The sequence below is a fragment of the Paraburkholderia sp. PGU19 genome, assembly GCF_013426915.1.
Classification (GTDB): Bacteria; Pseudomonadota; Gammaproteobacteria; order Burkholderiales; family Burkholderiaceae; genus Paraburkholderia.
Genome location: NZ_AP023179.1, coordinates 896,761 through 915,847, shown reverse-complemented (window position 1 = coordinate 915,847; position 19,087 = coordinate 896,761). Strand labels below are relative to the sequence as shown.

Here is a 19,087-nt window from a genome sequence, read left to right as displayed (position 1 = left end):
GCCTTAGTCCGTCCCGGAAGCGCGACGGGAGCGCGACTTCGGGCGGCGATTTTTTAAAGTCACGGAACCCGCACATCGAAAGGTTAAAATCAGGGAATTCCCAAGCCTCTCCGGAGTACTGCAATGTCTTTGCAACGTCGTACCACCCTTACGAAGTACCTGATCGAGCAGCAGCGCGAGAACAACAATCTGCCTGCCGATCTGCGCCTGCTGATCGAAGTCGTTGCGCGCGCGTGCAAGGCCATCAGCTATCACGTCAGCAAGGGCGCCCTCGGCGATGCGCTGGGCACGGCCGGCAGCGAGAACGTGCAGGGCGAAGTGCAGAAGAAGCTCGACATCCTGTCGAACGAAATCCTGCTCGAAGCCAACGAATGGGGCGGCAACCTGGCCGGCATGGCATCGGAAGAGATGGAACAGTTCTTCCCGATTCCCGCGAACTATCCGAAGGGCGAATACCTGCTCGTGTTCGACCCGCTCGACGGCTCGTCGAACATCGACGTCAACGTGTCGATCGGCACGATCTTCTCGGTGTTGCGCTGCCCTGACGGCCAGCAGCCGACGGAACAGTCGTTCCTGCAAAAGGGCACGCAGCAGGTCGCGGCGGGCTACGCAGTCTACGGCCCGCAAACCGTGCTGGTGCTGACCACGGGCAACGGCGTCAACTGCTTCACGCTCGACCGCGAGCTGGGCTCCTGGGTGCTTACGCAAAGCGACATGCGTATTCCCGTCGAGACGCGCGAGTACGCGATCAACGCGTCGAACCAGCGCCACTGGCTCGAGCCCGTGCAGCAGTACATCGGCGAACTGAACGCGGGCAAGGACGGTCCGCGTCAGTCGGACTTCAACATGCGCTGGATCGCATCGATGGTCGCCGACGTGCACCGTATCCTGAACCGCGGCGGCATCTTCATGTATCCGGCCGACAAGCGCGATCCGTCGAAGCCCGGCAAGCTGCGCCTGATGTACGAAGCGAACCCGATGGCATTCATCGTCGAGCAGGCTGGCGGCGCGGCGACCAACGGCGAGAAGCGTATTCTCGATATCCAGCCGAAGAGCCTGCATGAGCGTGTCGCGGTGTTCCTCGGCTCAAAGAACGAGGTTGATCGCGTGACCCGCTACCATCTCGAGAAGAAAAGTTGAGAAAAGCACTTGCGTGCCGATACAGAGCACTCTATAATCTTGCTTCTTCGTTGCTGACGAACTAAACGAAAGCAACAAAGGCGCCGGAATAGCTCAGACGGTAGAGCAGCGCATTCGTAATGCGAAGGTCGGGGGTTCGATTCCTCTTTCCGGCACCAGCAGAATCAAAAAAAGCCCAGTCCTCGTGACTGGGCTTTTTGCTTTTCTCCACCGCTCACGTGTGTCCTTCGTGTATAGCGCCGCTCATCCCAACACCGACCGCGCAATCACCGTCCGCTGAATCTCGGACGACCCTTCGTAGATACGCAAAATCCGCGCATCGCGCACGTAGCGCTCAAGTGGCATCTCGCGCGTGAAGCCGTAGCCACCATGCATCTGCAACGCTGCATCGGTGACGAATGCAACCATCTCCGATGCATAAAGCTTCGCCATCGACGCATCCTGCGTGAACGGCTCCCCCGCTGCGCGCTTCGCGGCCGCCTGCAAGGTCAGCAGCCATGCCGCTTCAAGGCGCGTCTTCATGTCGGCGATGGTCCATTGCAAACCTTGCCGGTTCGATAGCGGCTCGCCGCCCACCCGCCGTTCTTTCAGCCATCCAATGGCCGCCGACAACGCCGCTTCCGCAATCCCGATAGACGTTGCGGCCACATCGAGCCGGCTGTTGTCGAGCACTTTCATCGCCGTGCGAAAGCCGCTGCCTTCCGCACCGAGCCGGTTCACAGCGGGGACGAAGCAATCGAGCGCGACTTCGTGCGCTGGCGCGCCACGAATGCCCATGAGTTTTTCGGCGGGCGCGACATCGACGCCTGGCATATGCCGGTCGACCACGAAAGCGCTGATTCCGCGCGTGCCCGCCTCGGGATCGGTCTTCGCATACACGACGATGAAACCGGCCGCATCGGCGTTCGAGATGAAATGCTTGACGCCCGTGAGCCTGTAGCCGTCGCCTTCGCGCGTGGCGCGCGTCGCCATGTCGGCGGGATTGGAGCCCGCGCGCGGCTCGGTCAGCGCAAACGCGCCGAGTTTTTTGCCGCTCGCCGCGTCGGGCAAATAGCGATCGCGCAACGCATCGTCGCCGCCGATCAGGATCGAATCCGTCGCGAGGTAGTGCGCGCCGATCATCGACGAAGTCGACGCGCAGGCCTTCGCGATCTCCACCAGCGACAGCACGAGCGCCACCGGCGATGCCTCCACCCCGCCCCACCGCTCCGGCAGGTTCATGCCCATCACGCCGAGTTCGGCGAGTTGCGCGACGTAGCGCGTCGTCGAAAGCTCCTCTCGATCGACTTGCGCGGCGCGCGGCGCGAGTTCGCTTTGCGCGAAACGAGCGATCGCATCGGCAATTTCCACGTCACTGTCTTCGATGCCCAGCCGCTTATGCATGATCTTTCTCCTCGCTGCGATTGACATCGATCGCACTAATTGCATGAACGCCGAACGCGCCGCGCTCGCGCAACGACACGATGTCGTCGGCGTCATAGCCGAGTTGCTGCAACAGCGCGTCGGCGTGTTCGCCGAGCGCAGGCGCAGGCGACACGCAATTGGCCCCGTACGCGGAAAACTTCACCGGCTGCGCCGGCACGCGCTTTCTATGTCCGTCTCGCCGCACCTCGGTCAGCAAACCACGATGCGCAGCGTGTTCGCTCTCAAGCGCCTCCTGAAGATTGCGAATCGGCGCGACGGGAATGCCCGCTGCGCCGAGAATGCAATTGACCTCATCAACGCTCAGCGCCGACGACCACGCTTCGATCGTCGCGCGCAAATCGCCTTCGTGACGGCAACGCGATGCATCGCTGGCGAAATGCGGATCGTCGGCAAGATGTGGCGCGCCGATCGCATGCGCGAACGCCGCGAAGAGCTTGTTGTTGAGCACCGCGACAACATAGAAGCCATCGGCGGCGCGATACGCGCCGAACGGCGCCGACGACGGATGCCGGTTGCCCACGCGGCGCGGCGCGATTCCCGTCGCCGCGTAGCGCGCGACGAGCGTCGCGCTCAGGCCGAGCGTCGCGTCGAACATCGACACGTCGACATGCGTGCCCTTGCCGTTCTTCTCGCGGCCCAGCAACGCGGCAAGCACGCCCCACGACGCGAATAGCCCGCTGACGACATCCGATACCGACTCGCCGATCATCGTCGGCGGGCCGTCGGGCGAACCCGTTGCGTCCATCAGGCCGCACATCGCCTGCAAGATGATGTCGTACGCGGGGCGATGCGATTCGGGACCCGTCTGCCCGAAGCCCGACACGCTCGCATACACGAGAGACGGATTCGCGGCGCTCAAATCCGCGTAACCGATGCCCAGCCTGTCCGCGACGCCCGGCCGGAAATTCTCGACGACGACATCGGCATCCGCGCACAACGCGCGCGCGAGTTCACGACCCGCTTCCGTTTTCAGATCGAGCACGATGCTGCGCTTGTTGCGGTTCATCGCGGCGAACAGACCGCTCTCGCCATCTGCGGCAAACGGGCCGACGGCGCGATAGTCATCGCCCGAAGGCGGCTCGATCTTGATCACATCGGCGCCCAGATCGCCGAGCAGCGCGGCGCAATACGGGCCGGCCAGCACGCGCGAGAAGTCGACCACGCGCAGGCCTTCCAGCGGCAGATTCGCATGTTGCATCGAAATGCTCCTTTCAGCAGGGATGCAACGATTCTCGGCCGCACAGCCTATCAAGTAAAATATCGAATCAAACTAGCACCTATAGGATTTTCTGATGCGTGTCTCGTTGCGGCTTTTGCGTTATTTCACGGCGGCGGCCGAAACGGGCAGCACGACGGCGGCCGCAAAACTGCTGAACGTATCGCAGCCGTCCATTTCCGTAGCCATTCGCGAACTCGAAGCGTTGTTCGACGACACGCTGTTCACCCGCGAGTCAGGCGCGAAGATGACGTTGACGCGCTTCGGCGTGCGCAAGCTGGCGGAGGCGCATCAACTGCTGAACGCCGCTGCGTCGTTCGAGGCCGACGACAGCGGCGACGCGGCAGCGGGCGAAGTGCAGATTGGCGTATTCAGCACGATCGCGCCCGTTTACCTACCCGAATTGCTGCGCATCGCGCGCGCACGCTTCCCGGATTTGTCGATACGCTTCATCGAAGGCGATCTGATGCAGCTCGAAGATGCATTGCGCAGCAGCCGTATCGAACTTGCGCTGATGTACGACGTCGGCTTACCCGCCGATATCGAACGCGAATGTCTCGCGGAACTTCGTCCCTACGCGCTCGTGCCGGCAGAATCGAAGCTCGCGAAGAAAGCGGGCAGGCTGTCGCTGCACGACCTCGCGAAAGAGCCGCTGATCCTGATTGATCTGCCGCACAGCCGCGAGTTTCTGATGGCGCCGTTCTGGCAATGCGGGCTTGCGCCCGAAGTGCGTTTTCGGGCGACATCGCTGGCACTCGTACGCGGGATGGTGGCGAACGGACTCGGCGTGTCGCTGCTGATCACACAAGGCGATCAGGCCGCAACATCGGGCGTGATCGAGCGGCCCATCCGCGAAGAGACCATTCGTCAACCGCTCGTGATTGCGCGGCCCGCACGCGCGACGCGCACGAAAGCATCGGAACTCGTCGCGCAATGCATGCGCGACGCGGTCAATGCCGCGCTCGCAAAACGCGCGGGAAACACACGCACAGAGGCACGCACGCGCCGCCGCGCGGCGCAACTCACATAACGCACCGGGCGCACTAGCGATGCCACGCGTCTAGCGTCGCGGGCTGCAACAACCCGCTCGACGCCTGGCGCGCGCCACGCGCGTCCATCAGCAGCGTGCGCGGCATCTCGCCGCGCCAATTGGGGTCGAGCGCACGGCGCAGCTTCTCGGGAATCGCCTCGGCATTCGCGTAGAGTGCGGTCTGCGGCGGCAGCGGCAGCGTCGCGAGTACCTGCGACAGCGCGGCCTCGTTGTCGTCGATGGCATCCATCGCGATCATCGTCAGGCGCACATCGCGATGCTTCTCCTGCCACTCGACGATGCGCGCCGTGTTCTCGCGGCAATAGCTGCAATCGAGCGACCAGATTTCGACGATCTGCGGCTTGCCTTGAGAAGCGGCAAGCACCGCGTCTACGTCGGGCGCGCGCAGCGGCTTGAGATCGACGGCCTGTGCGTTGAAAGCGATAACGCACGCCGCCAGCGCCATGAAGATTCGCTTCATTTACTTTGCCTCCTCGACGGGCACGAGCATGTAGCCGTCGTTCTGCGTACGCCACGACAGATAGATGCGGCCGGCGTCATCGAGCAACTGCGGATTGTCGCTGCCGCCCGCCGTCTGCGCGAGCGTGCGCGGCGCGCTCCAGTGCGCACCTTCGTCGTCGGAGCGGCGCAGCATCAGGCGCATCGTGTCGCCGTCGAAATCCTTCCACGCGAGCCACAGCGTCTTGCCTCGGGTAATCATCGCCGCGTGCGACGCCTGCTCGTCCGGCTTGCCGGTGTCGCCGAACGCCCACGGCTCGCCAATCGGCTTGCCGTCGGCGGAAAGGCGCGAATAGTAGACATCGGCGCGTCCATTGACGACGCTGAACCACGCCATGTGGCGCACGCCGTCCGGCGTAATCGCGAGCGCCGGGCCGTGCTCGGGGCAGGCTTCCATATGCCAGCCGGAGAACGTCGCGCGAATCGGCACGACGGGTTGCTGCGCGTCGACGGGCAGCACGGCGAGTGCGTGATCGCGGATCTGGCCTTCGAACACGTTGCGCCACATGGCCTGCACGCGGCCTTCGCTGTCGAGCGCGAGCGCAATGCGGCAGCACTCGCACGTGTGGTCGGCGACCTTGCGCTCGGGCGGGAACGTCTGCCCGCCATCCGTCGATACCGCAAAGTAGACGGCCGCGCCGTCGTACGGCTTGCCCGCCTTTTTCGCCAGCGTCAGATCGCGCTTGTCGATCCACGTTACGAAGAGGCGCCCTTGCCCGTCGACGATCAGCGAATCGAAGCGATGCGTGATCGGCTGCCGGTCGCCATGCACGGTGGTGGGCACGCTCCACGTCGCGCCGCCGTCCGTCGAGCGCGAGAAGCGGACCATGCCCGTGTACGGCGCGTCGAGCGGCATCGACCAGGTCACGTAGATGGTCTTCGCGTCGGGGCTGGCGGTGATCTTCGGACGATTCTCGGCGCTCGTGTAAATCGGTTCCGGCATCGCGTTGACCGTGACGGGCGGGGACAGCGTGCGGCCCCGATCGTCCGAATGCGCGACCACGACGTGTTGTCCCTCGACCGACGCGACCCACAGACGATGCTTCGCATCGAACGCGGCGTCCGTCGCGAGCGGTGTTTTCGCGGGCTTCGCGGCGGCGGCGCCCATGTTCATACCGCCCATGCCGTCCTTACCGCCCTTACCGCCCGCCATATCCATCTGCACGCCATGCGCGGCGTGCGGATCGCCCGATGCGTCATGCGCCATCAGCGGCTGCGCCAACGAGAAGCCAACCGCCCACAGGGCCGCCCATTTTTTTAAAGCATCCATTTGAGTTCTCCGTAGAACGTGCGGCCCGGATACGGGTGAAAGACGTAGTAGCGGCGGTCCGTCAGGTTGTCGATGCCAACCGAGGCGAGCCAGTGCTTGCCGACCTGATAGCGCGCCTTCAGATCGATCACGAAGAACGAACTGGTGCCGCCGTAGACGTCGGGATTGATGTCGCTGTTGTCGAGCGTGTTGTACTGGCGGCCCGAGTAGCGGAGCCCCACGCTGCCCTGCCACTGCTGCGTGAAGTGGTAGTTCGCGAGCAGGTTGGCCCGCATCACGGGAATGCGCGGAAAGCGCTTGCCGACATACGACGGGTTCGCCGAGTCGGCGAGAATCTTCGAGTGGGTCGCCGTCACGTTCGCGTCGAGATCGAGCCCGTGCAGCAGCACGTTCTGCCCCGAGAACGCGAGCTCGACGCCGCGCACGCGCACGCGGTCGACGTTCGAGATGTTCGTCACCGTCGTCGAACCGCTGACGGTCGTCTGGCTGTAGATCGAGTCGCGAAGGTCGCTCTGGAACACGCTCGCCCGCACGACGCCCACGCCGACGTCGCGTTCCGCCGTGAAGTCCCAGTCGATCGCCTTCTCCGGCTTCAGCCCCGGATTGTTGTTGACGATCGCGTTGTTCGAGATCGTCCCCTGGAACAATTCGGCGACGCTCGGAAAGCGCGTGCCCGTCGCAAAGGATAGACGGAACAGCCAGTCTTGCGTCGCCTGCCATTGCACCGACGCTTTCGGCGACAGCGCGTTCGCGCTGCGGTCCGCGTAACCGAAGGTCGACGCGCCGTTGCCGAGCGCGCCGTCGTACGCGTCCCAGCGCTCGTAGCGCAGGCCGAGCGTGGCGAGCCAGCCGGGCGCGAAACGCCAGGCGTCCTGGCCGTACAGCCCTTGGGTGCGCGTGTCGCCGCGATAGGTGCTGGCGAGCGTCGATGGCGAGCCGTTCAGCCAGTCGGGCGTGTTGTACGTCTCGTTGCGCAGGAAATAGTTGTCGAAGTGATAGCCGACCGTCAGCGCATGGCCCGCGTACGACGGCGATTCCGCTTTCAGGTCGAAGGTGCGCCAGCCCGTGCCGTCGCCGTAGAAGATCGTGCCGGGGCCACCGCCGTATGCGGCGGGCGGCGCGGTCGTCGACGAACGCAGCGTGTCGCGCGACACGTCGTACGCGGACACGATGCCCGACAGCTTCCAGCCCGAATCGAGCCGTCCGTTCAGGCCGAACGCGTAGAGCCAGTTCTCCTGATCGCCGTTCGCGGGCGAGAACGCCGTCGGCGAGATCGTGTAGTTCTTCCCGCCGATCGTCACGTTGCCCCCATAGACGGGATTGCCCGCGGCGTCCCTCAGGAAGGTATCCGATCGATCCTTGTAGTGGTTTTCCCAGTGGCCGAGCGTGAGCGTCGCATCGACGTGATCGGTGATCGCGTAGCCCATGCGCACGCTCTCGTTGATCTGCTCGGTGCGCTCCATCGTCTGCGGACCGACGATCACACGCGGCTGGCCGTTCGGGCCGATATCCGAGGCGGCGCCCGTCACCGCGACGGGTGCGCCGAGCTTCGGGTTGTACGTGCTGCTCGGGCTGGCGTACTGCATCGGCTGACTGTTGTTCTCGAGGCGGTCGAGCGTCAGCGAATACCAGAAACGGCCGACGCGATCGGCGATATGCGCCGTCTCGTGATTGCCGCCGAAGTTCTTCGAGAAGCCGTACGCGTCGTCGTAATGCTGCGTGAAAAGCTGCGTATCCAGCGACGCCTCGAGCTTCTCTGGCTTGCGCGTCGTGATCTGCACCGTCGAGCCGATCGAGTTGCCCGGATACAACGCGGAGAACGGGCCATACAGCACTTCGACCTGCGCGATGTCGTCGGTCGCGATCAGCGACCAGCGCGGCGGATACGCGTAGCTCGAACCCAGCAGGTTCGACAGCAGCAGTCCGTCGGCATAGACGAGACCGCGCGCGCTCTGCAACTCGTTGAAGTCGCGGCCGGCGAACACCGAGTTGCGGTCGCCCGTGAAGCGCTTGCGCACCATCACGTTCGGCGCGTACTTGAGCGCGTCTTCCGTATTGACGATGTTGCGCGCGTCGATCTGCTCGCGCGTCACGGTCTCGACGACGCCGGGCGTATCGGGCGCGAACGCCGGCGCGGCGCGCGCGGCCGTCACGCTGACGGCCTGCAATGTGTTAACGGGTTCCGTCAACGAATTCGCGGAGCTGTTCGTTACAGAAGGATGGGAGACCGAAGTATCGGACGCGGAACGGTCGATGACAGCACGATCGGTCGTACTTTCGTCGGCCCAGGCGGGTTGAACGGCGAACACTGCCGCGCACGCAAGCGATAGCCGCGTGCGTGCGGACAGCGCAGCGGAAACGATGCGCATATGAGTCCTGTGGACGTGATCGAAGGCGCCATGCCGACCCGGATGTCGAAGCGCTGCGCCGCGTGAAGGACACAGGCGGACAGCGCACTCGGGACAAAGAGGCGCGCATGGCGGCCCGCCGCCCGCTACGTCATGACGACGTCAGGCGCAGGCAAGCGGACTGGCTGGGACAGCTAGCTTCAGATCGACAGGACAGGTGGTGCGCGAGGCTGTGCGACGCGTACGCTGCGGCGCACAAAGACGGCCTCCGGCTCGATGGCTTGCGAGTAAGCAAGCGTGCGGACGGAAGGCACAACGAACGGGACGCTGCCGCCAAGCGCGAAGTTGGCGGCAAAGCCCGGGCAGTAGACACAGTGGGGAACGACGAGGTGCGTCTTCGACGTGTTGTCGTGCGAACCATCGAGGTCGATGACGACGTTCTGCGCACTGCCTGCGTGACAGAGCTCGACGGACAGCGGGCCTTGAGCCCCGGGAGCACGCGCATAGCCGATGACAGGCGACAGTACATTGAGCACCAGCGCCAGCCATACGAGACTGATCCAGCGTGTCGAACGTGTCATCGCTACTTGAAAAAGTGAGCGCGCAGTATAGCAAGCAGCCGGAAGACAGTCTTTAGACGTACTGCAATACAGACAATCGTTAAATTCTAAACAAGGCGCTTCAATCCCTGGGAGCGTGTGCCGTTAAAGCAACAAAGTGCGCGCCAAAACATCAGCTGTATGCGGCAGCGCTGGTACGCCACACGCGCTGAGGGACATAATGAATTCGTAAAGGAGAACCATCATGGATAGCAGACCGCCAAAGATTCCGACCCCCGACAAGGTGTTCAGTCCGGATCCGGAACCTGCAGGCGTTGAGTTTCTGGGCGCGGAACTGCCCGAGCATGTTCGCGCGTTCTTTGACGAACAACGCAAGTTGTGCGAGCCGAAGTAACGGCCGATTTGCGCATTGCAGCATTGGGGACCGCGCAGCGAATGCGTGCGCGTCGTGTTGATGCGCGTCTACGTGCTTCGTTGATCGAGGCGCGGCGCGGTGTCGGCGCGCGCCGATGTTCCGGCCTGGCTCGACGCTGATTTCGTTCTGCTGAGCGACGCTGACGACGCGTCATCGTGTCGCGGGTGCGCGCGTCCGTTTGGGTTCGACACTCACTACTCCTTCCCTTCTTTGCTTTGCCTGCGCATGTCGCGTATGCATGGCGCATCTTCACGCGCTTCGTCTATTCTTCTGTCTTTTCCTATATCTCTCTGCGGCCGCGTGCTGCATCAAGCTCAATGACCCGTCCGAATTTCATCGGCGCGCTTGGCGCGATCCTGTTCGCTTCCGCCCTCGCCTTCACGCCGGTGTCCGCCCGCGCCGACGGCGACGACACCGCGCTGACGAATCTGATTGCACTCGTGTCGCAGCGACTGTCGCTTGCCGAGCCTGTCGCGCGTTACAAGTGGGCGCATCATCAGCCGATCACCGATACACCGCGCGAACAAGCCTTGCTCGCCGACGTCGAAAAGCGTGCAGCGCGCGCGGGCGTGGACCCAGCGTTCGCGCATGAGTTCTTCCAGGATCAGATCGATGCGAGCAAAGAAGTGCAGAACGCACTCTTCGACACATGGCGCGCAAGCCGTCCGCCCGAGGGCGCGGCGCCGGATCTCGCGACGAGCCTCAGGCCGCAGTTGGATAAGTTGACGCAATCGCTGATCACCGCGCTCGCGCGCGTTCAGACGCTGCGCGCGCAGGACGATTGCCCGACGCGCGTCGCGCGCGGCATCGACAACTGGAAGTCGCTCACCCGCTACGACAACACTCGCAACGCAGCGCTGACACGCGCGCTCGGGCACGTGTGTGAATCGGGCGGCGTCGGAGCGACGGGCTAGGCTGCGTCGGCGGGCGCCGCTGCGAGGCTCGCTCCTGCATCGGGCTGGACGGCCTGACGGCTGAGCGGCAGCACACGCAGGCCGCGCGCGAGATGCGACTGCAGAACGCGCCACGTCGACAGTTCGAACGCGCCAAGGACGCTCACGGCGAGCAGCGTCGATGCCTCGGCCAGCGACGGTGCGTGTCCCAGATAGCGCCACTGATCCACGACATGGAACACGCGCGTGCCCTCGGTCGCGTCCCGCTCCTCGAACGCGATCGCGCCGTCGTAAGGCCAGGGGGCATCGACGGGATCGGCGCGGCTCACGCGCGGCATGCGGTTATGCGGCGGGCGAAGCGCCGCGATCATTTGCGCTTCGGCAAGCAGCGCGCCGATCTCTCCGCCTGTGCCGCGCCACTCGACGCGGCGCACCTGCTGCGCGAGCTTCAACTCTTTCGATGAACGGCGCTCGCCTGTCAGATGCGCGCGCAGACGCTGGCGCACGCGCACGCTTCGTCCGACGTATAGCGGCGCGTCGTTCTCGCCATAGAACGCATACACGCCGCAGCCGGCGGGCGCGGTGTCGAGCAGTTCTTCCGTGATATCGCCCGCGAGCCGGAACCGGCGCATGGTCTTGTCGATTTGCGCGCGCAGTACCTCGACGGGAACGAGGCCGTGCAGCCGCTGCCAGAACTGCCAGAGCAGATCGGCATCGGCAAGTGCGCGGTGCCGGTCCGACGGCACGAGCGCATGCCGTTCCACGAGCGCGTCGAGGCCGTGGCGCTTTTCGGCGGGAAACAGCGCGCGCGACAGACGCACGGTGCACAACATATCGGGATTGAACGCGAAGCCCGCGCGCTGGAATTCGCTGCGCAAGAATCCGCGGTCGAAATTCGCGTTGTGCGCGATGAAAAGCTTGCCGTCGAGCCGCGAGAAAAGATCGGCGGCGATGGACTCGAAGGTGGGCGCACCGCGCACCATCGCGTCGGTGATGCCCGTCAACTGCTGGATGAACGGCGGAATTGGCTGGCCAGGGTCTACCAGTGTGGTCCAGGTGGACGCACCATCCGGCCCCAGTTCGACGACGCCAATCTCCGTGATCCGGTGATCGCCGACGGAACCACCCGTCGTTTCCAGGTCGACAAAAACGATCGGCACATCAAGGGCCGGTTCAGACGGAAGCAGTTCAGACATGTGAGGAAACTGTGCAATGCATAACTTTGCACAAGTATGCCCTATCGGCGGCGGCCGTTGCGCGGGCAATCTCGAACAGCGGGAAACGACGCGCGATTGGCAAAGAGATCGGCGGGAATATGTTTATTCGGCTGTACGACCATAAATAAATCATCAATCAGGGATTACGCGAATATGACATATTGATGTGCAGCCGAAAGAAACTGTTGGAAGTTTCGAACTGCATGCTTCTCCGGACAGACCGGAGCGGATTAACTCCGGATTGCAGGCAATAAAAAACCCTCGCGAACGAGGGTTTATCCTGAGAGCCAGCGGCTCGGCCGTGTATTACAGCGGCTGGATGTTCGCAGCCTGCTTGCCCTTGGGCCCAGCCTTCACGTCGAACGACACGCGCTGGTTCTCCTTCAGCGACTTGAAGCCGTCCGCGCGGATTTCCGAGAAGTGCGCGAAGAGGTCCTCGCCGCCCGCGTCGGACGTGATGAAGCCGAAGCCCTTAGCATCGTTGAACCATTTGACGATACCAGTTTCCATGTTCCACTTTTCCTCAATTTGATATGACAGGCAATGCCATTAATGCCGATTACGATTCACGATTCCGTAAACCGTGAATATATGCGCGATGCACAATCAGGGTTTCGCCATCGAAAATCCAGCAAAGCATTTATAAAGGGAAGCGGATATGGGCGTCAAGCGGTTTCAAATCGGAAACTGGATACACGTCAAATACGCCGTTAAAGCGAACATAAAGTCAGGAATTATTCAGCTGGCTCATAATTTCAATCGGTCCGAATTGCCGATCTGACTTGTCTAACAATTAGATGCCAGAAAACCTTTCCGACATGTAACAAAACGTGTCATTCGTAAGTGTTTTCACGACTTGTTAAGGTGAACTGTCAAACGCAAGATTACAGGCAGCAGTTTGCAATGGAGAAATGCCATGCTGTTCGACACCCTTCGCCGCATCGCCGCACAACTGTTCCACTCGACGAAGGGCGCGCCGCTCTCTGAAATATCGTCACAACGCCCGTCCCTGCTGGAGTTCGACCCGATGTGGCACGGCGACCACTGGCAGAACCTGCTGTCATCCCCAATGGACGCGCGTCATTACGTGATCGAAGATTGGGCCCTGACACCGGGACTCGAATTCGCCCCGGTTGGTCCGGATGGAAAGCATCAATAAGTCAACGCAGTCGCAGGGCAAAAAGGGCAAAAAAAAAGCGCGACTCTTGTGAAGTCGCGCCGACAAAGGTTTGGAGATCTTTTTCGTCAACGAAAAAGTCTGCTTCGAAAAGCAGAGATTTCAGTATAGCGTCCGTTGTAGATTTGATTAGCTTCGACTCTCGCAATCAACTATTGCAGAGCTGACAACAATCGCTATTCAGCGATTTTTGCGTTGTTTTCGCACGTCATTTCATGTCGTAATTGAACAACGCGCAAAGGTTGACACCTGGGGCTGGCACGAGCCAATCGGCCGCAAAGCCTTTATCAATAAGGCTTTAAGCCTCCATCTCGATAATTTCCTATCACGTAATACTTTATTGCTGATTTCGGAACGGCCATCGGACGGGTCACGTCTCTACACTTTGCCTACCCGGAAACGAACGCACGTCGGTCACCGTGCGTTGTTCACGCGACTTTGCCTCTCGCAGCATTCGCGTGAAGTTTCCTTCAAGCCTGGGTTTCCAAAACCCATCCTGTTCTCGGAGTTACAAAGATGAAAAAGACTCTCATGGTCGCGGCCCTCTCGGGCGTTTTCGCAACCGCTGCGCACGCTCAAAGCAGCGTCACGCTGTACGGCCTGATCGACGCCGGCATCACGTATACCAACAACCAGGCAACCGCTCCGGGCCAAGGTCACAGCAACGTCCAGATGACGACCGGCTCGGTGAACGGCAGCCGTTTCGGCCTGCGTGGCGCTGAAGACCTCGGCGGCGGCCTGAAGGCTATCTTCACGTTGGAAAACGGCTTCGGCATCAATGATGGCACGCTCAAGCAGCAAAGCCGTCTGTTCGGCCGTCAGGCGTTCGTTGGTCTGGCAAGCGACCAGTTCGGCGCCGTGACCCTCGGCCGTCAATATGACAGCATGGTCGACTACGTTGGTCCGCTGTCGCTGACGGGCACGCAATACGGTGGCACGCAGTTCGCCCACCCGTTCGACAACGACAACCTGAACAACTCGTTCCGCGTCAACAACTCGGTCAAGTACCAGAGCGCGAACTACGCGGGCTTCAAGTTCGGCGCGTTGTACGGCTTCTCGAACCAGGCTGACGGCTTCTCGAACAACCGTGCATACAGCGCGGGCGCTTCGTACAGCTTCGCAGGCTTCAACTTCGCTGCTGCTTACCTGCAACTGAACAGCAACGGCTCGACGGGCTCAGCTGCTGCGTTCAACAGCGGCGGCGCAGTCAACGGCGACAACACGTTCTTCGCTGGCCGTCAGCAAACGTGGGGCGCAGGCGGCAACTACACGTTCGGCCCGGCAACGGTCGGCCTCGTGTACTCGCAAACGAACCTGTCGAAGATGGCTGGTATCAACCAGGGCGCATCGGGCAACCAGGGTCTGCAGAACCGTTTCGGCGGCGACAGCGGTCACTTCCAGAACTTCGAAGCGAACGCACGTTACGCTCTGACGCCGGCAATCAGCATCGCTGGCTCGTACACGTACACGAAGGCAAGCCTGGGTGGCGAGCACCCGCACTGGAACCAGTTCAACCTGCAAACGGCTTACGCGCTGTCGAAGCGTACCGACGTGTACCTGCAGGGCGAATACCAGCAAGTCAGCGACAACTCGATCGTCAACGCCAACATCAATGGCCTGAACGCTTCGGCGAACGAGAAGCAAGTTGCTGTGACGGCTGGTCTGCGTCACCGCTTCTAAGCATCAGCAGTATTTGCAGCATGAAAAAGGCGCCGCTTGCGGCGCCTTTTTTCGTCCGGGCTTCGGTGTTCTGCCAAACTCGCTTCCAGCGGCATTCTCCTACGCGCTCTCAGACGGGAGAGGACTCAAGCCTCCTCTTCTTCACGCGTCGGATACGCCACGTCTAGCACGTCGATCGGCTGCGGTCCGGCAGGCGTATGCAAGGTCACCTGATCGCCGACCTTCGCCTTCAGCAGCGCACGCGCGATGGGTGAAATCCAGCTGACGTGCCCCTCATCCAGATTCACCTCGTCGATGCCCACGATCCTCACCGTATGCGTCTCGCCGTCTTCCGTCGCGTATTCGACGGTAGCGCCGAAAAACACCTGATCCGTGTTTTCCTGGCGGCTGCTGTTCACGACTTCGGCGAGATCGATACGCTTGGTGAGAAAACGGATGCGCCGGTCAATCTCGCGCAGCCTCCGCTTGCCGTAGATGTAATCGCCGTTTTCCGAGCGGTCGCCGTTCGACGCCGCCCACGACACCAGCTTCACCACTTCCGGCCGCGCCTCGTCGATCAGGTGCAGCAATTCGTCGCGCAGACGCCGGTAGCCGGCGGGCGTGATGTAGTTCTTCGCACCCGCGGGCATGTCGGGTTGCGCGGCTTCGAGATCGTCGTCGTTCTCGTCAGTCGATTCTTTGACAAAGGCTTTATTCATGATGGTTCAGCATTGAAGCGGACATCCGGATCTCCAGCCTACATGATACGACTAGTGTCACAAATTTCCCGGGCGCCCCTTCCCTTTTTCCGATACCTTGCTATAATCTCATTTCTGCGTGCGGCTGTAGCTCAGTTGGATAGAGTACTTGGCTACGAACCAAGGGGTCGTGGGTTCGAATCCTGCCAGCCGCGCCACTTTTTACGAGGGCCTTCCTCCGGGAAGGCCCTTTCGTTTCACCGGGTTGTACGCAAAGCAGTAAGCGTCACCCGAGCAGTTCAAGTTTAGCGTGCGGCTGTAGCTCAGTTGGATAGAGTACTTGGCTACGAACCAAGGGGTCGTGGGTTCGAATCCTGCCAGCCGCGCCACCCATGAAGGGCCTTCCAATCGGAAGGCCCTTTGTCTTTTCCCTTCCTGCTTTTCTCTGTCAGCGGCGACCTTCCTGGCGACAACGAACGGCCGGTTGCTTCAACGCGGCGCCGACTTGATATCGCCGATCTCGCCATCCGGCTTCGGCAGCTCGTTCTCGATGCCCAGCGGCGCCGTCTGCTCGCCGATCGGCGTCGCGCGCGTGCCAAACAGCGACTGAGGCTGACGCAGTACGTCGTCGACGGCATCGCCGAACTGGCTGCTCACGAACGCCCTCAGAAGCGCGATACGCAACGATTCGCCATGCGCGGACACCGTCCGGTGGCCGCCCTCGAAGTCCGCGACGCAATGTGCCGCGCCGTCGCGCGTGCGCTCGCGCACTTCCAGCCGCTGCGCGCGCTCGAGCACGACGGCCGCCGCCTCCCATGACGTCGACGGCGTGAAGCGCCCATCCCACGGACGGCCGCGATCGTTGCCGCGAATCGAGACCACACGCCCGCTGTCGGTAAAGTAGATTTCGCGCACGAAGTCGTGCAGGCTGCGGGCGACCCAGTAGTCGAGCGCGAGATCGGAGAGATCAGCTACGTTCATCGCGTTGTTCCTGTAGACAGGCAAAGGCGGAGCGTCGTCGTGCGAACCAGGTGCAAGCGACGCGCCCGCCTCCCAACTTCGATTTCAGTAATCGGCGCGCTCGCGGTCGATCCGCATGCCGCCGTCGTGATGACGATGCCCTTCTTCGCTCGGCCGTTCGCGCGCGATGCGCATCACGTCGAGATTGGTCCGCACGCGGCGCATCACGTTGGCCAGATGCACGCGGTCGCTGACCTGGATGACGAAGCGCAACACCGTCGATTCCTGCGACTGATCTTCGTCCATCGCAATGTGAACGATGTTCGCGTCGGCGGACGTGATATCCGCGGCAACGCGTGCGAACACGCCCTTCGTATTCTTGACCAGCACCTTGATCGCGACATCGAACAGACGGCCCGGCTGCGGTGCCCATGCGACGTCGATCCAGCGGCCCGGATCACGGCGGTGAATGCGCTGCGCGACGCGGCAATCGGTGGTGTGGATCGCCATGCCGAGCCCGATGCCGATGTAGCCCATGATGTCGTCGCCGGGAATCGGGCGGCAGCACGCCGACAACTGAACCGACATCCCTTCCGTGCCCGTGATGACCACAGGCGGCGCAGTCGACGTGCCATGCTCGCGCGGGTGGTCGTCGTCGCCGTCGTGGCCTTCGCGGCCGTTCATCAGCACTTCGATCCGCTTGGCCATCACGGCCGCAACACGCCTGCCAAGACCGATATCCGCGAAGATTTCCTGGCGGTTCTTGTTGCCCGTCCATAGCACGAGCTTGTCCCACACTTCCGGCGTGACGTCGGAGAGCGCTAGCCCATAGCCCTTGAGCGACTGATCGACGAGACGTTCGCCCAGCTGCACCGACTCGTTCAGGCGCATCGTCTTCAGATAGTGGCGGATCGCGGTGCGCGCCTTGCCGGTGCGCACGAAGCCGAGCCACGCGGGGTTCGGCTTCGAATATGGCGCGGTGATCACTTCGACGATATCGCCGCTCTTCAACTCGGTGCGCAGCGGCAGCAGTTCATTGTTGATCTTCACGGCGACACACTGGTTACCCAGGTCGCTGTGGATCGAATACGCGAAGTCGAGCGCCGTGGCGCCGCGCGGCAGCGCCATGATTTTCGACTTCGGCGTAAACACGTAGACGGCATCCGGGAACAGGTCGATCTTCACGTGTTCGAGGAATTCGCTCGAATCGCCGACTTCGCTCTGAATGTCGAGCAGCGACTTGAGCCACTGATGCGCGCGCTTTTGCACGTCGTTCAGATCGGCGCCGCCGTTCTTGTACAGCCAGTGCGCAGCGACGCCCGCTTCCGCGATCTCGTGCATCTTGCGCGTGCGCACCTGGAACTCGATTGGCGCGCCGAACGGGCCAACCAGCGTGGTGTGCAGCGACTGATAGCCGTTGACCTTCGGAATCGCGATGTAGTCCTTGAACTTGCCCGGCACCGGTTTGTAGAGCGCATGCAGCGCGCCGAGGCAGGTATAGCATTCGAGCGGATTCTCGACGACCACGCGGAAGCCGTACACATCGAGCACCTGCGAGAACGACAACTGCTTGTCGCGCATCTTCTTGTAGATGCTGAAGATGGTTTTCTCGCGGCCCGTCACTTCGGCGTCGAGCTTCGCGTCGGAGATGGCGCGCTGGACGGATTCGAGGATCTTGCCGACCACTTCGCGGCGATTGCCGCGCGCCGCCTTCACCGCTTTTTCCAGCGTCGCGTAACGGTGCGGATTGAAGTTCGCGAAGCTGAGGTCCTGCAGCTCGCGATACGTATTATTCAGGCCGAGCCGGTGCGCGATCGGCGCATAAATATCCAGCGTTTCGCGCGCGACGCGGCGGCGCTTTTCGGGCGGCACCGCGCCGAGCGTGCGCATGTTGTGAAGCCGGTCCGCGAGCTTCACGAGAATCACACGCACGTCGCGCGCCATCGCGAGCAGCATCTTGCGGAAGTTCTCCGCCTGCGCTTCCTCGCGACTGCGAAACTCCATCTTGTCCAGCTTCGACAACCCGTCGACCAGTTCCGCGACCTTCGGGCCGAACCGCTCCGCGAGTTCGGTCTTGGTCACGCCCTGGTCTTCCATCACGTCGTGCAGCAACGCCGCCATGATCGACTGCGCGTCGAGCTTCCAGGCCGCGCACGTTTCCGCGACGGCAACAGGGTGCGTGATGTAGGGTTCGCCGCTTTGACGGTATTGCCCGAGGTGGGCTTCGTCACTGAAGTGGAAGGCCGCCTTGACCTCTTTGATCTCTTCCGGGCTCAGGTAGTCCGAAAGCGCGGTGGTCAGCTTGGCGATGGAAACGACGTCATGCCGGCGCGGCTGCTCCGGCGTGGCGGTCGGTCCGAACAGATGGCGAAACGATTGTTCGAGGACCGCGTCGATGTACTTGCGTGCAGACGATGGCGAGTCGCTATCGTGTTCGTGGGCAGCGTGGTCCACTTCCGTGGCGGATGGCGAGGGGTCGGTGCTCATGGTCGCCTCCGTGTCGATAGTGCCGTCTGCACGCATGGGGTTGAGTTACATGACGATCAAACGTTGAAGCGTG

The 19,087-nt window shown here is 62.3% G+C and carries 17 protein-coding genes and 3 tRNA genes; 9 read left to right on the top strand and 11 right to left on the bottom strand.

Translation table 11 applies throughout. The features are described from left to right. The first annotated feature begins 123 nt into the window (after positions 1–123). Positions 124–1,140 carry a class 1 fructose-bisphosphatase gene (locus H1204_RS04180; RefSeq protein ID WP_035989922.1) on the top strand — a complete coding sequence of 339 codons (1,017 nt, stop codon included), beginning with the start codon at positions 124–126 and terminating at the stop codon, positions 1,138–1,140. Between the two features lie 82 nt (positions 1,141–1,222). Beyond that, positions 1,223–1,298: transfer RNA gene (locus H1204_RS04175), tRNA-Thr, on the top strand. 85 nt (positions 1,299–1,383) lie between these two features. Here H1204_RS04175 and H1204_RS04170 read toward each other — a convergent pair. Next, positions 1,384–2,523 (bottom strand): acyl-CoA dehydrogenase family protein, encoded by a 1,140-nt coding sequence (locus H1204_RS04170; protein WP_180729968.1) that lies wholly within the window; start codon positions 2,521–2,523, stop codon positions 1,384–1,386. After that, a complete protein-coding gene (locus tag H1204_RS04165; protein ID WP_180729967.1) occupies positions 2,516–3,763 on the bottom strand; it encodes a CoA transferase in 1,248 nt (415 codons plus the stop codon). Before H1204_RS04165 ends, H1204_RS04170 begins: the two co-directional genes overlap by 8 nt. Before the next feature lie 94 nt (positions 3,764–3,857). Here H1204_RS04165 and H1204_RS04160 point away from each other — a divergent pair, with 94 nt between their 5' ends. Continuing rightward, positions 3,858–4,811: a LysR family transcriptional regulator gene (locus H1204_RS04160; RefSeq protein WP_180729966.1), complete on the top strand. Its 954-nt coding sequence runs from the start codon at positions 3,858–3,860 to the stop codon at positions 4,809–4,811. A gap of 13 nt (positions 4,812–4,824) precedes the next feature. Here H1204_RS04160 and H1204_RS04155 read toward each other — a convergent pair whose 3' ends face one another. The 4 genes from H1204_RS04155 to H1204_RS04140 form a co-directional block, all read right to left on the bottom strand. Beyond that, entirely contained in the window at positions 4,825–5,292 is a 468-nt protein-coding gene (locus H1204_RS04155) for a TlpA family protein disulfide reductase (protein WP_180729965.1), read from the bottom strand. After that, positions 5,293–6,444, bottom strand: a complete 1,152-nt coding sequence (locus H1204_RS04150; RefSeq protein WP_243468602.1) for a sialidase family protein — start codon at positions 6,442–6,444, stop codon at positions 5,293–5,295. Between the two features lie 143 nt (positions 6,445–6,587). Beyond that, entirely contained in the window at positions 6,588–8,969 is a 2,382-nt protein-coding gene (locus H1204_RS04145) for a TonB-dependent receptor (protein WP_180729961.1), read from the bottom strand. A gap of 179 nt (positions 8,970–9,148) precedes the next feature. Continuing rightward, entirely contained in the window at positions 9,149–9,529 is a 381-nt protein-coding gene (locus H1204_RS04140; protein WP_180729960.1) for a DUF2946 domain-containing protein, read from the bottom strand. 223 nt (positions 9,530–9,752) lie between these two features. Between H1204_RS04140 and H1204_RS04135 the strand changes: the two genes are divergently transcribed. Continuing rightward, entirely contained in the window at positions 9,753–9,902 is a 150-nt protein-coding gene (locus H1204_RS04135; RefSeq protein ID WP_035989898.1) for a hypothetical protein, read from the top strand. 338 nt (positions 9,903–10,240) lie between these two features. Then, complete coding sequence (locus H1204_RS04130) at positions 10,241–10,837, top strand: chorismate mutase (RefSeq protein ID WP_180729959.1); 597 nt, start codon at positions 10,241–10,243, stop codon at positions 10,835–10,837. Here H1204_RS04130 and H1204_RS04125 read toward each other — a convergent pair. Both H1204_RS04125 and H1204_RS04120 read right to left on the bottom strand, forming a co-directional pair. Next, positions 10,834–12,012 carry an exonuclease domain-containing protein gene (locus H1204_RS04125; RefSeq protein ID WP_180729957.1) on the bottom strand — a complete coding sequence of 393 codons (1,179 nt, stop codon included), beginning with the start codon at positions 12,010–12,012 and terminating at the stop codon, positions 10,834–10,836. The two genes, H1204_RS04130 and H1204_RS04125, sit on opposite strands and share 4 nt — an antisense overlap. 327 nt (positions 12,013–12,339) lie before the next feature. Continuing rightward, positions 12,340–12,543 (bottom strand): cold-shock protein, encoded by a 204-nt coding sequence (locus tag H1204_RS04120; RefSeq protein ID WP_180729956.1) that lies wholly within the window; start codon positions 12,541–12,543, stop codon positions 12,340–12,342. Between the two features lie 406 nt (positions 12,544–12,949). Between H1204_RS04120 and H1204_RS04115 the strand changes: the two genes are divergently transcribed. Together H1204_RS04115 and H1204_RS04110 are read left to right on the top strand one after the other, a co-directional pair. Continuing rightward, a complete protein-coding gene (locus tag H1204_RS04115; RefSeq protein ID WP_180729954.1) occupies positions 12,950–13,192 on the top strand; it encodes a hypothetical protein in 243 nt (80 codons plus the stop codon). A gap of 534 nt (positions 13,193–13,726) precedes the next feature. Beyond that, positions 13,727–14,890, top strand: coding sequence for a porin (locus H1204_RS04110; RefSeq protein WP_180729953.1), 1,164 nt, complete (start codon positions 13,727–13,729; stop codon positions 14,888–14,890). A 125-nt stretch (positions 14,891–15,015) separates the two neighbouring features. Here H1204_RS04110 and greB read toward each other — a convergent pair whose 3' ends face one another. Then, the gene (gene greB / locus H1204_RS04105; RefSeq protein WP_079484472.1) at positions 15,016–15,588 is read right to left on the bottom strand and encodes a transcription elongation factor GreB; all 573 of its coding nucleotides are present in this window, start codon (positions 15,586–15,588) and stop codon (positions 15,016–15,018) included. Between the two features lie 120 nt (positions 15,589–15,708). Here greB and H1204_RS04100 point away from each other — a divergent pair. Both H1204_RS04100 and H1204_RS04095 read left to right on the top strand, forming a co-directional pair. Then, a tRNA-Arg gene (locus tag H1204_RS04100) sits at positions 15,709–15,785 on the top strand. Positions 15,786–15,879: 94 nt separating this feature from the next. Beyond that, positions 15,880–15,956, top strand: a tRNA-Arg gene (locus tag H1204_RS04095). 100 nt (positions 15,957–16,056) lie between these two features. On the opposite strand, the gene H1204_RS04090 is transcribed toward H1204_RS04095, so the two are convergent. Together H1204_RS04090 and H1204_RS04085 are read right to left on the bottom strand one after the other, a co-directional pair. Further along, the gene (locus H1204_RS04090; protein WP_180729951.1) at positions 16,057–16,548 is read right to left on the bottom strand and encodes a phage protein NinX family protein; all 492 of its coding nucleotides are present in this window, start codon (positions 16,546–16,548) and stop codon (positions 16,057–16,059) included. A gap of 84 nt (positions 16,549–16,632) precedes the next feature. Further along, on the bottom strand, positions 16,633–19,014 hold the full coding sequence (locus H1204_RS04085; RefSeq protein WP_042313329.1) for a bifunctional (p)ppGpp synthetase/guanosine-3',5'-bis(diphosphate) 3'-pyrophosphohydrolase: 2,382 nt from the start codon (positions 19,012–19,014) through the stop codon (positions 16,633–16,635). Between the last annotated feature and the right edge of the window lie 73 nt (positions 19,015–19,087).

Coding starts and splice junctions, on each gene's coding strand:
- H1204_RS04180 (WP_035989922.1), top strand. CDS start 124: ATGTCTTTGCAACGTCGTACCACCCTTACGAAGTACCTGATCGAGCAG.
- H1204_RS04170 (WP_180729968.1), bottom strand. CDS start 2,523: ATGCATAAGCGGCTGGGCATCGAAGACAGTGACGTGGAAATTGCCGAT.
- H1204_RS04165 (WP_180729967.1), bottom strand. CDS start 3,763: ATGCAACATGCGAATCTGCCGCTGGAAGGCCTGCGCGTGGTCGACTTC.
- H1204_RS04160 (WP_180729966.1), top strand. CDS start 3,858: ATGCGTGTCTCGTTGCGGCTTTTGCGTTATTTCACGGCGGCGGCCGAA.
- H1204_RS04155 (WP_180729965.1), bottom strand. CDS start 5,292: ATGAAGCGAATCTTCATGGCGCTGGCGGCGTGCGTTATCGCTTTCAAC.
- H1204_RS04150 (WP_243468602.1), bottom strand. CDS start 6,444: ATGAACATGGGCGCCGCCGCCGCGAAGCCCGCGAAAACACCGCTCGCG.
- H1204_RS04145 (WP_180729961.1), bottom strand. CDS start 8,969: ATGCGCATCGTTTCCGCTGCGCTGTCCGCACGCACGCGGCTATCGCTT.
- H1204_RS04140 (WP_180729960.1), bottom strand. CDS start 9,529: ATGACACGTTCGACACGCTGGATCAGTCTCGTATGGCTGGCGCTGGTG.
- H1204_RS04135 (WP_035989898.1), top strand. CDS start 9,753: ATGGATAGCAGACCGCCAAAGATTCCGACCCCCGACAAGGTGTTCAGT.
- H1204_RS04130 (WP_180729959.1), top strand. CDS start 10,241: ATGACCCGTCCGAATTTCATCGGCGCGCTTGGCGCGATCCTGTTCGCT.
- H1204_RS04125 (WP_180729957.1), bottom strand. CDS start 12,012: ATGTCTGAACTGCTTCCGTCTGAACCGGCCCTTGATGTGCCGATCGTT.
- H1204_RS04120 (WP_180729956.1), bottom strand. CDS start 12,543: ATGGAAACTGGTATCGTCAAATGGTTCAACGATGCTAAGGGCTTCGGC.
- H1204_RS04115 (WP_180729954.1), top strand. CDS start 12,950: ATGCTGTTCGACACCCTTCGCCGCATCGCCGCACAACTGTTCCACTCG.
- H1204_RS04110 (WP_180729953.1), top strand. CDS start 13,727: ATGAAAAAGACTCTCATGGTCGCGGCCCTCTCGGGCGTTTTCGCAACC.
- greB (WP_079484472.1), bottom strand. CDS start 15,588: ATGAATAAAGCCTTTGTCAAAGAATCGACTGACGAGAACGACGACGAT.
- H1204_RS04090 (WP_180729951.1), bottom strand. CDS start 16,548: ATGAACGTAGCTGATCTCTCCGATCTCGCGCTCGACTACTGGGTCGCC.
- H1204_RS04085 (WP_042313329.1), bottom strand. CDS start 19,014: ATGAGCACCGACCCCTCGCCATCCGCCACGGAAGTGGACCACGCTGCC.